This window comes from Streptosporangium sp. NPDC049376, assembly GCF_044466505.1.
Classification (GTDB): Bacteria; Actinomycetota; Actinomycetes; order Streptosporangiales; family Streptosporangiaceae; genus Streptosporangium.
The window spans coordinates 366370-378711 of record NZ_JBITMT010000002.1 but is presented as its reverse complement, the minus strand read 5'-3'; the positions used below and the strand labels follow the sequence as shown (position 1 = coordinate 378711).

Sequence of the window (12342 nt, the reverse complement as noted above, 5' to 3'; positions counted from 1 at the left end):
ACCGTAGTCACAGCGCCAGCTCCGGGTGCAGGCGGCGCATGGTCCAGGTACGGCCCCGGTGCACCGCGTAGACGCTCAGGGCCAGGCCCAGGACGGTGAACAGGGCCAGCACCCCGCAGGCCTGCCAGGCGACGGTCAGGTCACCGCCGCTGATCAGCCTGCGCAGCGCGCTGACCACCCAGCTCATCGGCAGCCACGGCGAGATCGCCCTGAAGAAACCCGGTGAGGTCTCGATGGGGTAGGTTCCCGCGGCCGAGGTGAGCTGGAGCATCAGCAGCGCCAGCACCGCGACCCGTCCCGGTGGCCCGAGCAGGGCGTTGACCGCCTGCACGATCGCCAGGAACGCCGCCGTGGTCAGCAGCAGGACGCCCACGACCCCGGCCCAGTGCGCGGCCTCCATGCCGAGCCCGAACCTGATCACGGCCAGCAGCACGCCGACCTGCGCCGCGCCCAGGGCGACCCCGGGAAGCCAGCCCGCGAGGGCGATCCGCCAGGCGGGAGCCGTACCGGCGAGCAGGCGCGGGTTGAGCGGGCGCAGCACCATGTAGCTCACCATCGCGCCGACCCACAGTGCCAGCGGGACGAAGAAGGGCGCGAAGCCGGTGCCGTAGTTCGGCACCCGGTTGAGGACCTGGCTGGCCAGCCTGACCGGTTCGCTCATCATGTCGGCGCGCCGCGCGCGCTCGTCCCCGTCGTAGTCGGGGATGCGGGCCGCGCCCTCGCCGAGTTTGTCGCTCAGCTCCTTCGACCCGTCGGCCAGCTTGCCGAGGCCGTCGCTCAGCTCTCCGGCGCCCCGGCTCAGCCTGCCGACGCCGCTGTCCACCCTGGTCGCGCCGTCGCTCAGCCTGACGATGCCGCCGCCGAGCCGGGACAGGCCCTGGCTGAGGCGGTCGGCTCCGGTGCCGAGCCTCGTCAGGCCGGAGGCGAGCCGGCCACCTGCCGTACCCGCCTTGCCGAGTCCGGCGCTGACCTTGGCCGAGCCCGCGGCCAGTTCGCCGAGGCCCGCCTCCAGCTGTTTCACGGCCTTCCTGGCCCGTTCGAGGCGGGCGCCCGCAGAGGGGGCGATCTCGGCGGCGCGGCCCGCGAGTTCGGAGACGCGCCGCGCGTCCCGCCGCAGCCTGGCCGCGGCCTGTCCGTCACGTGCGGGCCCCGAGGGCTCGCCCGCCTGGGTCGAGGCGGAGAGCCGGTCGGCGATGCCGCGCAGCGCGGAGTCGGCCTCAGGGTTGGCGGCGATCCAGTTCTGCAGCCGTCGTGCCTGCTGCGCGGCCTGGCCGGAGACCTGCCCGCCCGACCCGCCCGAGCCGTCCGCGAGCAGAGCCGCGTCCCGCTCGACGGCCTGGGCCAGGGACCGCAGCCGCGCGCCGTTGGCGTCGAGCAGCCTGGTCAGCTCGCCTGCCGCCCTGTCGAGCGCCGCGATCTGGGCGCGGACCTGCCGGTGGACCTTGGCGTTGCCCGCCGCGACCCGTTTCGCGCCGTCGCCGAGCCTGTCCAGGCCCCGGCCGAGCTCACGAGCGCCGTCGCGTGCCCTGCCCAGCCCGCCCGCAAGTTCGGCCGCCCCCGAGGAGAGCTTGCCGGTCGCCGCGTTCGCGCCGCTCAGGCCGGTGACGAGCCTGCCGGTGCCGTCCTTGGCCTTGTCGAGACCGGTGTCCAGGGCGGAGGCGCCCTCGCCCGCCTTGGCCGCGCCGTCGCGCAGCTCGCCCGCGCCGTCGGCGGCCTTGGCCGTCGCCTCGTGCAGCTCTCCGAAGGAGACGAAGACCCGGTCCCAGTAGTCCTTCAGCGCCGTACGGCCCGCGGACTCCCTGACCTCGGCGAACACCGCGTCGGAGATCGTGCGCATGACGTAGCTGCGGCCGGTGTCCACCCGCACGCCCAGCTCGGCCGGGGTGGGCGCGCCCTCCCCTGAGGGGGAGGCGAGCCTGGCGCTGAAGTCGGCGGGGATGGTCAGCGACAGGTAGAAACGGCCGTCGTTGACGCCGTCCAGAGCGTGCCGCGCGTCGGTCGTGTGCCAGTCGAAGACCTCGCGCTCACGCAGCCTGTCGGCCAGCTCCCGGCCCGCGTCGACCGTCTTCCCGTCCACGGTCGCGGGCCGGTCCTCGACGACCAGCGCGACCGGGATGTCACCGAGGTTGCCCTGCGGGTCCCAGAACGACCACAGGTACAGCCCGGCGTACAGCAGCGGCAGCATCACGACCCCCGCCAGTGCCGCCCTGGTCAGCCGTGACCGGGTGAAACGCCGTAGCTCCAGGTCGCCCAGCCGAAGTGATCTCATCGTTCCTCCTGGCCCGGCAGGCGCAGCGTCCCAACCGGGCGCGCCTTGGCGGCCCCGGGGGTGGTGGTTTCGAGGGTTCCACCGGCCCGCGGGGGCTCGGGGGGTTCGGTGCACGCGGCGAAGACGGTCAGCCCCAGCGCGGCCAGTTCGGTGAGTGTCGCCCAGAGCGCCGCGCGCCGTACCGCGTCGAGCCCGGTGTCCACGTTGTCGAGGACGAGCAGTCCCGGTTCGTCGAGCAGGGCGAGGGCGAGGCCGAGCCGTACACGCTGTTCGCGGTCCAGGGCGCGCACCAGGGTCCTGTCCCCGGGGGAGCGTTCGAGGCCGGCCAGTTCGAGCGCGACGCCCGCCCGTGTCTCCTGCCGGCCGCCCCGCCGGGACCCCAGAGGACCCCGTGCCCGCTCACGCAGGTGTTCGGCGACCGACAGCGCGGGCTCCAGGTCGTTGACCCCGTCGACCAGGCCGAGCGCGGCCACCCGCCTGATGGTCCTGGGCGTGTGCCTTCCGGCGACCGTGAGTGTGCCCGCGGTGGGTTTCATCCGGCCGGCCAGGGTCAGCAGGAGGCTGGTACGCCCGCTGCCCGCCTGCCCGGCGACGGCCGTGAGCGCGCCGGGGGCGGCCTCGGCGGTGACCTCGCGGTAGACCCAGCCGTGCCCGCCCCTGAGGGAAAGGTCGTCGGCGCGCACCGCCACCCCGGTGAACATCTCGCCTCCACATTTCAAACTGACCAGTCAGTACAAAAACTAACACAACGAAAAACCCCGCCCGTTCCCGGGCGGGGCCTTTCACGTCACCGCAGGTCAGAAGGGTGCGGAGCCGTACTCCTGGAGGAAGAGCGCCTCCGTGGCGATCGTACGGCGCAGCTCCTCGATGACGACACGCTCGTTGGGCGCGTGGATCGAGGCGTCGTCGTCCTCCGCGCCGAAGAGCAGGATCGAGGCGGCGGGGAACTGCCTGACGAGCGTGGAGACCAGCGGGATCGAACCGCCCGCCCCGACGTCACGCGGCGGCCTGCCGTAGGCGCGCTCCATGGCCCGGTTCAGCGCGGAGCGGGCGACGCCACCGGTGTCGGCGAGGAAGCCGGAGCCGAGCACGTGGTCGCTGAAGCTCACCCTGACCCCCCAGGGGGCGACCTGCCGCAGGAAGTCGAGCACGGCCTCGGTCGTGGCCTTCGGGTCGCCCGCCGGGGGCACCCGTACGGTCACCCGCGCCCTGGCGACGGGCTGGACGGCGCTGATGGCGCCGGAGACGGTCGGCACGTCCAGGCCGGTGACCGTGATGGCGTAGGAGGCCCACAGCCGGTCGGCCAGCGAGCCCGAGCCGACCAGGGAGACGTCGTCGAGCACGCCCGCCGTCGCCCGGAAGTCCTCCTCGGAGGGGCCGGTGCCCAGGAAGGTGCCACGAGGCAGGCCGGGGACGCGGATGTCGCCGTGGTCGTCGTGCAGGGAGGCGAGCATCCGGATCAGCGCGGCCAGCGCGTCGGGGGCGGCACCGCCGAACGAGCCGCTGTGCAGCGACTCGCGCAGCGTGCGCACCTCGACGGTGAAGGCGGCCATGCCGCGCAGCGAGGTGGTCACCGCCGGGTCGCCGACGCGGGGGTTGCCGGTGTCGGCGACCACGATCGCGTCCGCGCGGACCAGTTCGGGGTTGTGCTCGATGAAGGACTCAAGGCGCTCCCCGGCGTACTCCTCCTGGCCCTCGACGATCACCTTGACGCCCACCGGGAAACGGCCCCTGAAGGCGCGCAGCGCGGCGACGTGCGTGATGACGCCGGACTTGTCGTCGGCGGCGCCGCGTCCGTGGATGGCGCCGTTGATCTCGGTCGGCTCGAAGGCCGGGGTGCGCCACAGCGCGGGGTCGCCCGCGGGCTGCACGTCGTAGTGCGCGTACAGCAGGACGGTCGGCGCGCCGGGCGGAGCGGGAGCCTCGGCGTAGACGGCGGGGAAGCTCCCTGGGACCGGTACCTGCTGGACGTGCGGCAATCCCGTACTGCGCAGCAGTTCCTCGGTCACCGCGGCGGCGGCGAACACCGGCTCCTCCGGGTGGCCGGGGAAGGCCACGGAGGGGATGGCGACGAGGCGCTTGAGGTCCTCGACCGCCTGGGGCAGTCCCGCGGCGACGGCGCCCTCGATCTCGTCAGGAGTCACAACGTTCCCTCGCATCTCAACATCTGGTCCGTCCTATTGGATCACAACGAGTGGACGACCCTTCGTCATTGGTGTCCGTTTCCATCGTCCAATGGTTTCGCGTCTCATTCCGTGGGACGGAACCCGGAGACCGGAGCGGCATGGGCCGTGCTCGCGGATTTCGTTGATGTCGTGGGATGTCATTGCGGATTCCGATGTCATTGCAGTCCGTTGCCACGTTTTCACTTGGCAAGGTGATGTTCGGCGTGCAGACTGTGGGGAGCCCAGCTCATCGAGGGAAGATCGCCATGAACCACCCCGAAAACACCGACGTCGCCTCGATCATGAAGGCCGCGCAGGACAACCTGTGGCTGCACTTCACCCGGCACGGCTCCTATCGGGACGCGGAGATGCCGATGATCGTGCGAGGCGAGGGCAGCTACGTCTACGACATCCACGGCAAGCGCTACCTCGACGGCCTGGCCGGGCTGTTCGTGGTCCAGGCGGGCCACGGCCGCAGCGAACTGGCCGAGGCCGCGGCCAAGCAGGCGCAGGAGATGGCCTTCTTCCCGCTGTGGTCCTACGCCCACCCCAAGGCCGCGGAACTGGCGCAGCGGCTGGCCGAGCAGACCCCGGGCGACCTCAACCGGGTCTTCTTCACCACCGGCGGCGGCGAGGCCGTCGAGACCGCCTGGAAGCTCGCCAAGCAGTACTTCAAGATCACCGGAAGGCCGCTCAAGCACAAGGTCATCAGCCGCCAGATCGCCTACCACGGCACCCCCCAGGGCGCCCTGTCGATCACCGGCATCCCGGCCTTCAAGCAGATGTTCGAGCCCCTGGTCCCCGGCTCGATCCGGGTGCCGAACACCAACCACTACCGCGCCGACGAGATCACCGGCGTGCCCGGCATGACCCCCGAGCAGTACGGTCACTGGGCCGCGGAACGCGTCGCCAGGGCCATCGAGATGGAGGGTCCCGACACCGTGGCCGCCGTCTTCGTCGAGCCGGTGCAGAACGCGGGCGGCTGCTTCCCGCCCCCGCCCGGATACTTCCAGCGCCTGCGCGAGATCTGCGACGAGTACGACGTCCTGCTCGTCTCCGACGAGGTCATCTGCGCCTTCGGCCGCCTCGGCACCATGTTCGGCGGGCAGAAGTTCGACTACGTCCCCGACATCATCACCTGCGCCAAGGGCATGACCAGCGGCTACTCGCCGATCGGCGCCATGATCGCCTCGGAGCGCCTCTTCGAGCCGTTCAAGGACGGCACCGAGATGTTCGCCCACGGCTACACCTTCGGCGGCCACCCGGTCTCCGCCGCCGTGGCCCTGGCCAACCTCGACCTGTTCGAGCGCGAGGACCTGCTCGGCCACGTGACCCGCAACGAGCCGGTCTTCCGCGCCACCCTGGAACGCCTGCGGGACCTGCCGATCGTCGGCGACGTGCGCGGGTCCGGCTACTTCTGGGGCATCGAACTGGTCAAGGACAGGACGACCAAGCAGACCTTCGACCTGGAGGAGTCGGAACGCCTCATCCGGGGCTATCTGTCCTCGGCCCTGTACGAGGCCGGGCTGTACTGCCGGGCCGACGACCGGGGCGACCCGGTCATCCAGCTCGCCCCGCCGCTCATCTGCGGACCCAAGGAGTTCGACGAGATCGAGTCGATTCTGCGGTCGGTTCTGACAGAAGCGTGGAATCGGCTCTGACTTCACCCTGGCAGCAGCACAATGGATCTCACCCAATCGTCACGGCATTCGCTGAAACGTCACCACGTTCAGCGGGCCATGCGGTGACATCCTTTGGAAGCTGAAAGGACCGATTATGAAGATCGGCGTGCCTGCCGAGGTCAAGAACCACGAGTACCGCGTCGCCGCTACTCCGGCGGGCGTCCACGAGCTGGTACGACACGGCCACGACGTCTACGTCCAGCGCGGCGCGGGTCTCGGCTCGCACCTGACCGACGAGGAGTACCTGTTCGCCGGAGCCAAGATCCTCGACACCGCTGACGAGGTGTGGGGTGAGGCGGACATGATCCTCAAGGTCAAGGAGCCGATCGCCGAGGAGTATCACCGCATGCGTCAGGGGCAGGTGCTCTTCACCTACCTGCACCTGGCCGCGGGCCCCGAGTGCACCGAGGCCCTGTTAAGGCAGCAGGTCACCGGTATCGCCTACGAGACCGTGCAGGTCGGCGGCACCCTGCCGCTGCTCGCCCCGATGTCGGAGGTCGCGGGCCGCCTGGCCCCGCAGGTCGGCGCCTACAACCTGATGCGCTTCAACGGCGGCAGGGGCGTGCTGCCCGGCGGCGTGCCCGGTGTGGCCCCGGCCAAGGTCGTCGTCATCGGCGGTGGCGTCTCCGGTCTCAACGCCGCGCAGATCGCGGTCGGCATGGGGGCGGACGTCACCGTCCTCGACCTCAACGTCGACCGGCTGCGCTTCATCGACGCCGTCTACCAGGGGCGGCTGAAGACCCTCGTCTCGACCTCCTACGCCATCGAGAAGGAGGTCCTTGAGGCCGACCTGGTCATCGGCGCCGTGCTGATCCCCGGGGCCAAGGCGCCGACCCTCGTCTCCAACGAGCTGGTCTCCAGGATGAAGCCGGGTTCGGTCCTGGTGGACATCGCCATCGACCAGGGCGGTTGCTTCGAGGACTCCAGGCCGACCACCCACGCCGACCCGACCTACCAGGTCCACAACTCGGTCTTCTACTGCGTGGCCAACATGCCCGGTTCGGTGGCCAACACCTCCACCTACGCCCTGACCAACGCGACGCTGCCCTACGCGGTCAAGCTCGCGGGCCTCGGGTGGAAGTCGGCCCTGCAGCAGGACGCGGGCCTGGCGCCGGGCCTCAACACCCACGCGGGCCTGCTCACCAACGACCAGGTCGCCCAGTCCCTCGGCCTGCCGTACACCCCGGTCTCGCAGGTCATCGCCGACTGACCGTTCCACACCGTGACCGTGCCCCGCGCTCCCGGCGCGCGGGACACGGCCCCCCTCTCTCCGCGTACGGCCCCGCGCTTCGGTTCCGCGCGGGAAAGCCGTTTTCGGCCGCCAATTCTCCGCATATAGTGCCGAGTTCGAACGGCGGAATGTCACGGCCGGGTTGTCCCCAGGTGTCAGCGCTTCTCAGAGAGCGCCGCTTCTGAGCACCGACATCCGCTCGAAATACTCCTCGGCACCGAGCTCGCCCCTGGCGTACCGCTCGGCGAGAATCCGCTCGGCCGCCGCCGTCGTGCCCTCCTGGGGCGTCTGGACCTCAGGACGCCGCCACGGCCCCAGACCCCGGCGCCGGGCCCGCACCACCAGCGTCGCGACCCCGGCCCACACCAGCACCCAGAACACCGGGAAGACCGGCCACCAGGGCACGTGCCACCCCCACGGCGGAGCCGCCGCGACGACCTCGTGACCCACGGCGAGAACGTTCATCTTCTACCTCCTTCGACGTCTCCCACCCTCCCGTGCGGGACGTGACGGGCAATCGCCCCCACGTCCCATCACGGCGTACGGCGCCGGGCGTATCCGGGGCCGGGGTGGATACGACCCGCTCAGGAGCGCACGAAGACCGAGGTGTCCAGCGTGAAGCCGACCGGTTCCGGCAGGTGCACGGGCGAGCCCATCGCGACCCGGGTCGAGGTCAGGTAGGCCCCCTCCTTGGGGTCGCTGAGGACCGTCACGGTCGCCGGGGTGGCCACGGGGTCGATGATGACCATCACCGGGACCTCGCCGAGGGCGTAGACGCCGGGCTTCCTGTCACGGTCGTCGGCGACGCTGCCGGGCGAGACGATCTCGGCCACCATGATGAGACCGGACGACAGCAGCTCCCGCTCTCCCCAGCGGGGGCAGTCGGGCGGGGCGAGCACGAAGTCGGGCTCCACGGGGTCGCGAGGCCCGTCGATGCAGACGTCGACATTGCCCGTGTAGGCATGCCAGCCGCGCTCCCTGACCAGAGGATGCAGCTCGTAGGAAAGAAGTGTCGCAGTCCAGCCGTGTTCGGGGGTGCCCACCGGGCTCACTATGAGTCTCCCGTCGATGATCTCGGTGCGAAGCCCGGGAAGCTGGGGGAGGGCCTCGAACAGTTCGCGTGGCGTCCCGGGCAGGGGGTGGGACGCGGTTTCGGGAGTGGGCCTCAGAGTGGCGGGGCGCCGTCGTGACATCATGAGCACGATTGTTTCCCTTCGTGTCCTTGGGAACACGCAGGGTATCGCCGACATGCCGTGCGGGCATGGGTTTTCCCTGAAAACGATCACAGCCAGCCGGGGCGGACCAGGCCGGACTCGTAGGCGATGACGACGAGCTGGGCGCGGTCGCGGGCGTGCAGTTTCATCATGGTCCGGCTCACGTGCGTCTTGGCGGTCGCGGGGCTCATGAAGAGCCGCTGGGCGATCTCGTCGTTGGTCATGCCGGTGCCGACCAGGGTGAGGACCTCCCGTTCACGCTCGGTGAGCAGGGAGAGGTCCTGGGAGGGGTGCGGCGCCTTGGCCCGGCTGGCGTACTCGGCGATCAGACGGCGGGTCACCCCGGGGGACAGCAGCGCGTCCCCGGCGGCGACGACGCGGACGGCCTGGATGAGCTCGGCCGGCTCGGTGTCCTTGACGAGGAACCCGCTGGCGCCGTTGCGCAGCGCCTCGAAGACGTACTCGTCGAGTTCGAAGGTGGTCAGGATGATGATCCGCGGCCCCGGGGGCATCTCCCTGGTCGCGGTCAGGCCGTCCATGCCGGGCATCCTGATGTCCATCAGCACCACGTCGGGCCGGTGCTCGGCGGCAAGGCGCAGCGCCTGGGCGCCGTCGGAGGCCTCGGCCACGACGGTCATCCCGGGCTGGGCGTCGAGCAGGGCACGGAACCCGGCTCTGACCAGCGCCTGGTCGTCGGCGAGAACGATCTTGATCATGCGGGTTCCTCCGGGATCGGCAGCCGGGCCTCGACGCGGAAACCCCGTCCGTGCGGGCCCGAGGTCAGGGTGCCGCCGAGGGCCGTGGCGCGTTCGCGCATGCCGGGGATGCCGTTGCCGCCGCCCAGGGGCTCGGCCGCGCCGACGCCACCGGTGTCGGTGACCCGGATCAGCAGCTCACGCGGGCCGTACCGCAGGAGCACGGTGACGGTCGAGCCCGGGGCGTGCCGGGCGGCGTTGGTCAGGGCCTCCTGGACGATGCGGTACCCGGCCCGGTCGGTCCCCGGGGGCAGCGCCCTGACCCGGCCCTCGACCTGCCGTTCGATCGTCAGGCCGCCGTGCTCGGCACGTCCGGTGAGCTCGTCGAGGCGGTCGAGCCCGGCCGTGGGGGAGCGGGGGGCGCCCTCGCGGAGCACGTTGATCACCGAGCGCATCTCGGTCAGCACGTCCTTGGAGGCCTGTTTGATCGTGGTGAGCGCGGTGCGGGCCTGCTCGGGGTGGTCGTCGATGAGATGCAGGGCGGTCGAGGCCTGCACGTGGATGAGGGAGATGTTGTGCGCCAGCACGTCGTGCAGCTCCTGGGCCATGGTCAGGCGCTCCTCGCTGGCCTGCCGCCGGGACTCCTCGGCCTCGACCCGCCTCCGTTCGGCGATCCGCTCGCGCCTGGCCCTGGTGTACTCGCCGGCCGCCAGCACCACGCCGATGAAGGCCGCCACGGCCAGGTTGTGGTACCAGGAGGGGATCGGCAGGTTGGCGGCCCAGGTCGCGTAGGACAGGAGGAAGGCGTACATCAGCCCGCCGGTCAGCCAGGCGGCCCTGCGGTGCCCGGCGGAGACGGCGCAGTAGAGCGCGATGGCCGGGCTGGCGAAGACGGGGCCGTAGGAATATCCGAGGACGACGTACGCCCAGGTCGCGACCTGGGTCACGGCCAGGCTGACGACGGGGTTGCGGTGCCGTACGGCCAGGGCGAGGGGGCCGGTCAGCAGCAGCGCGTATCCCACGGCGTCCAGCGGGACCCGCATCAGCCCGGCGCTGTGCACCTGGTTCCACTGGGCCCCGGTGCTGCCCACGACCTGGACGACGGCCACCAGGAGCGGCAGCAGCGGAAGGGGAAGGCGGGTGACGCGCACGGTGAGCACTTTACGTCCCGGCCCTGACCTGCGCGTCCGCCCCCGGCGGCAGACGGCACTACACCGCCGGGCGTAGGAGGGGGGCTGACATGGGCGGTCAACTGAGTCAAGCTGGGCTGCGGGAGGCCAACATGATCAGTCGAGGCTCAACCGTGCTCGCCGCCGCGATTCTGGCGGGAAGCTCCGTCCTGCTCGTACGGCCCGCCACCGCGGCCCCGCAGCAGGAGAAACAACCCGTCGCCGAGGGGTACGGCGGCGCGGTCGCGACCGTGGACCTGGACGCCAGCAGAGCCGCGCTCGGCGTGCTGCGCAGGGGCGGAAACGCGATCGACGCCGCGGTCGCGGGCGCGGCCACGCTCGGCGTCACCGAGCCGTACTCGGCCGGGCTCGCCGGGGGCGGCTACATCGTCTACTACGACGCCCGCCACGGCAGGGTGCACACCATCGACGGCAGGGAGACGGCGCCGAGGGCGATGCGGTCCTCCTCGCTGGAGGGCGTCCCGTTCGACGACGCGGTGACCAGCGGCCTGTCCGCCGGGGTCCCGGGCAGCGTCGCGCAGTGGGAGCTGGCCCTGAGGCGGTTCGGCACGCTCTCGCTCGGTCAGGCGCTCAGGCCCGCGATCGAGGTCGCCTCACGGGGGTTCACGGTCGACCAGACCTTCCACGACCAGACGGCGTCGAACGCCGCCCGGTTCAAGGACTTCACCTCGACCGCCAGGCTGTACCTCCCCGGGGGCGCGCCACCCGCGGTCGGCTCGACCTTCCGCAACCCGGAGCTGGCCGAGACCTACCGGCAGCTCGGCAGGCGCGGCGGCTCCTGGCTGTACGGCGGGCGTCTCGGCGCCGAGATCGTGGCCACGGTCAAACGGCCGCCGGTCACCCCCGGCTCGACCAGGACCGTACGGCCCGGCCTGATGGAACTGTCCGACCTGGCCGCCTACCGGGCGGTGGAACGCCGGCCGACCAAGGTCACCTACAAGGACATGGACGTCTACGGCATGGCGCCCTCCTCCTCGGGCGGCTCGACGGTCGGTGAGGCGCTCAACATCCTGCAGGCCCTGCCCGGGGTCGGGGCGCACGAGTATCTGGAGGCCTCCAAGCTGGCCTTCGCGGACCGGGGGAAGTACGTCGGCGACATCCCCGGGGTGCCGCTTGGGCAACTGCTGTCGGAGGGGTTCGCCAAGGAGCGCGCCTGCCTGATCGGGGAGCGGGCGATCCCCGCCCCGGCCGCGCCCGGTGACCCGGACGGCTCCTACGGGACGTGCCGGGCCGTACCGCAGGAGAGCGCGAAGCCGATTCCCGCCGAGGGGCCGGAGACCACCCACCTGGTGGTGGCCGACCGGTGGGGGAACGTCGTGGCCTACAACATCACCATCGAGTCCACCGGCGGCAACGGCATCGTCGTCCCGGGGCGGGGGTTCCTGCTCAACAACGAGCTGACCGACTTCACCTTCGGCCCGGCCCCCGGCGACCCCAACCTGCCGGGTCCCGGCAAGCGGCCCCGCTCCTCGATGGCCCCGACGATCGTGCTGAAGAACGGTGAGCCGCTGCTGGCGGTCGGTTCGCCCGGCGGTTCGACGATCATCACCACCGTGCTGCAGATCCTGGTCAACCGCTGGGACTTCGGCATGACGCTGCCCCAGGCGCTGGCCGCGCCGCGCGCCACCCAGCGCAACACCGCGCAGACCCAGGCGGAGCAGGGCTTCATCGACCGCTACGGCCCCGAACTGACGGCCAGGGGTCACAGCCTCGTGCTGAACCCGGAGATCGGCGCGGCGACCGGTCTTGAGTTCCTCGGCGGCGGCAGGGTCCAGGCCGTCGCCGAGCCGGTCAGGCGAGGGGGCGGCAGCGCGCTGGTGGTGAGCGGGCGCCGCTGACGACCTCCCGGCCCCGGAGAACGCGAAACGCGCCGATGGCGAATGCCGTCGGCGCTGC

At 71.5% G+C, this 12342-nt stretch carries 10 protein-coding genes; 3 read left to right on the top strand and 7 right to left on the bottom strand.

The window, feature by feature from the left end; translation table 11 throughout:
- Window positions 1-7: 7 nt before the first annotated feature.
- The 3 genes from ACIBVQ_RS07120 to ACIBVQ_RS07110 all read right to left on the bottom strand — a co-directional run bounded on the left by ACIBVQ_RS07120 (window position 8) and on the right by ACIBVQ_RS07110 (window position 4413).
- On the bottom strand, window positions 8-2269 hold the full coding sequence (locus ACIBVQ_RS07120; protein WP_399176175.1) for a YhgE/Pip domain-containing protein: 2262 nt from the start codon (window positions 2267-2269) through the stop codon (window positions 8-10).
- Complete coding sequence (locus ACIBVQ_RS07115) at window positions 2266-2970, bottom strand: ATP-binding cassette domain-containing protein (protein ID WP_399176174.1); 705 nt, start codon at window positions 2968-2970, stop codon at window positions 2266-2268. The genes ACIBVQ_RS07120 and ACIBVQ_RS07115 overlap by 4 nt, the downstream gene beginning before the upstream one ends.
- Before the next feature lie 96 nt (window positions 2971-3066).
- On the bottom strand, window positions 3067-4413 hold the full coding sequence (locus ACIBVQ_RS07110; protein ID WP_352009791.1) for a M20/M25/M40 family metallo-hydrolase: 1347 nt from the start codon (window positions 4411-4413) through the stop codon (window positions 3067-3069).
- Between the two features lie 287 nt (window positions 4414-4700).
- Here ACIBVQ_RS07110 and ACIBVQ_RS07105 point away from each other — a divergent pair, with 287 nt between their 5' ends.
- Entirely contained in the window at window positions 4701-6095 is a 1395-nt protein-coding gene (locus ACIBVQ_RS07105; protein WP_352009790.1) for an aspartate aminotransferase family protein, read from the top strand.
- 115 nt (window positions 6096-6210) lie between these two features.
- Window positions 6211-7326, top strand: coding sequence for an alanine dehydrogenase (gene ald / locus ACIBVQ_RS07100; RefSeq protein ID WP_352009789.1), 1116 nt, complete (start codon window positions 6211-6213; stop codon window positions 7324-7326).
- A 186-nt stretch (window positions 7327-7512) separates the two neighbouring features.
- On the opposite strand, the gene ACIBVQ_RS07095 is transcribed toward ald, so the two are convergent.
- The 4 genes from ACIBVQ_RS07095 to ACIBVQ_RS07080 all read right to left on the bottom strand — a co-directional run bounded on the left by ACIBVQ_RS07095 (window position 7513) and on the right by ACIBVQ_RS07080 (window position 10407).
- Window positions 7513-7812: a hypothetical protein gene (locus ACIBVQ_RS07095; RefSeq protein ID WP_352009788.1), complete on the bottom strand. Its 300-nt coding sequence runs from the start codon at window positions 7810-7812 to the stop codon at window positions 7513-7515.
- A 119-nt stretch (window positions 7813-7931) separates the two neighbouring features.
- Window positions 7932-8543: a Uma2 family endonuclease gene (locus tag ACIBVQ_RS07090; protein ID WP_399176170.1), complete on the bottom strand. Its 612-nt coding sequence runs from the start codon at window positions 8541-8543 to the stop codon at window positions 7932-7934.
- Window positions 8544-8629: 86 nt separating this feature from the next.
- Window positions 8630-9277 (bottom strand): response regulator transcription factor, encoded by a 648-nt coding sequence (locus tag ACIBVQ_RS07085; RefSeq protein ID WP_362772291.1) that lies wholly within the window; start codon window positions 9275-9277, stop codon window positions 8630-8632.
- Window positions 9274-10407, bottom strand: a complete 1134-nt coding sequence (locus ACIBVQ_RS07080) for a sensor histidine kinase (protein WP_399176168.1) — start codon at window positions 10405-10407, stop codon at window positions 9274-9276. Before ACIBVQ_RS07080 ends, ACIBVQ_RS07085 begins: the two co-directional genes overlap by 4 nt.
- 131 nt (window positions 10408-10538) lie before the next feature.
- Here ACIBVQ_RS07080 and ACIBVQ_RS07075 point away from each other — a divergent pair, with 131 nt between their 5' ends.
- The gene (locus tag ACIBVQ_RS07075) at window positions 10539-12284 is read left to right on the top strand and encodes a gamma-glutamyltransferase family protein (protein WP_399176166.1); all 1746 of its coding nucleotides are present in this window, start codon (window positions 10539-10541) and stop codon (window positions 12282-12284) included.
- Window positions 12285-12342: the final 58 nt, after the last annotated feature.

What these genes read in the sequence shown, in the direction of transcription:
- ACIBVQ_RS07075 (WP_399176166.1), top strand. Translation starts at nt 10,539, where the DNA reads ATGATCAGTCGAGGCTCAACCGTGCTCGCCGCCGCGATTCTGGCGGGA.
- ACIBVQ_RS07105 (WP_352009790.1), top strand. Translation starts at nt 4,701, where the DNA reads ATGAACCACCCCGAAAACACCGACGTCGCCTCGATCATGAAGGCCGCG.
- ACIBVQ_RS07115 (WP_399176174.1), bottom strand. Translation starts at nt 2,970, where the DNA reads ATGTTCACCGGGGTGGCGGTGCGCGCCGACGACCTTTCCCTCAGGGGC.
- ACIBVQ_RS07085 (WP_362772291.1), bottom strand. Translation starts at nt 9,277, where the DNA reads ATGATCAAGATCGTTCTCGCCGACGACCAGGCGCTGGTCAGAGCCGGG.
- ACIBVQ_RS07095 (WP_352009788.1), bottom strand. Translation starts at nt 7,812, where the DNA reads ATGAACGTTCTCGCCGTGGGTCACGAGGTCGTCGCGGCGGCTCCGCCG.
- ald (WP_352009789.1), top strand. Translation starts at nt 6,211, where the DNA reads ATGAAGATCGGCGTGCCTGCCGAGGTCAAGAACCACGAGTACCGCGTC.
- ACIBVQ_RS07090 (WP_399176170.1), bottom strand. Translation starts at nt 8,543, where the DNA reads ATGATGTCACGACGGCGCCCCGCCACTCTGAGGCCCACTCCCGAAACC.
- ACIBVQ_RS07120 (WP_399176175.1), bottom strand. Translation starts at nt 2,269, where the DNA reads ATGAGATCACTTCGGCTGGGCGACCTGGAGCTACGGCGTTTCACCCGG.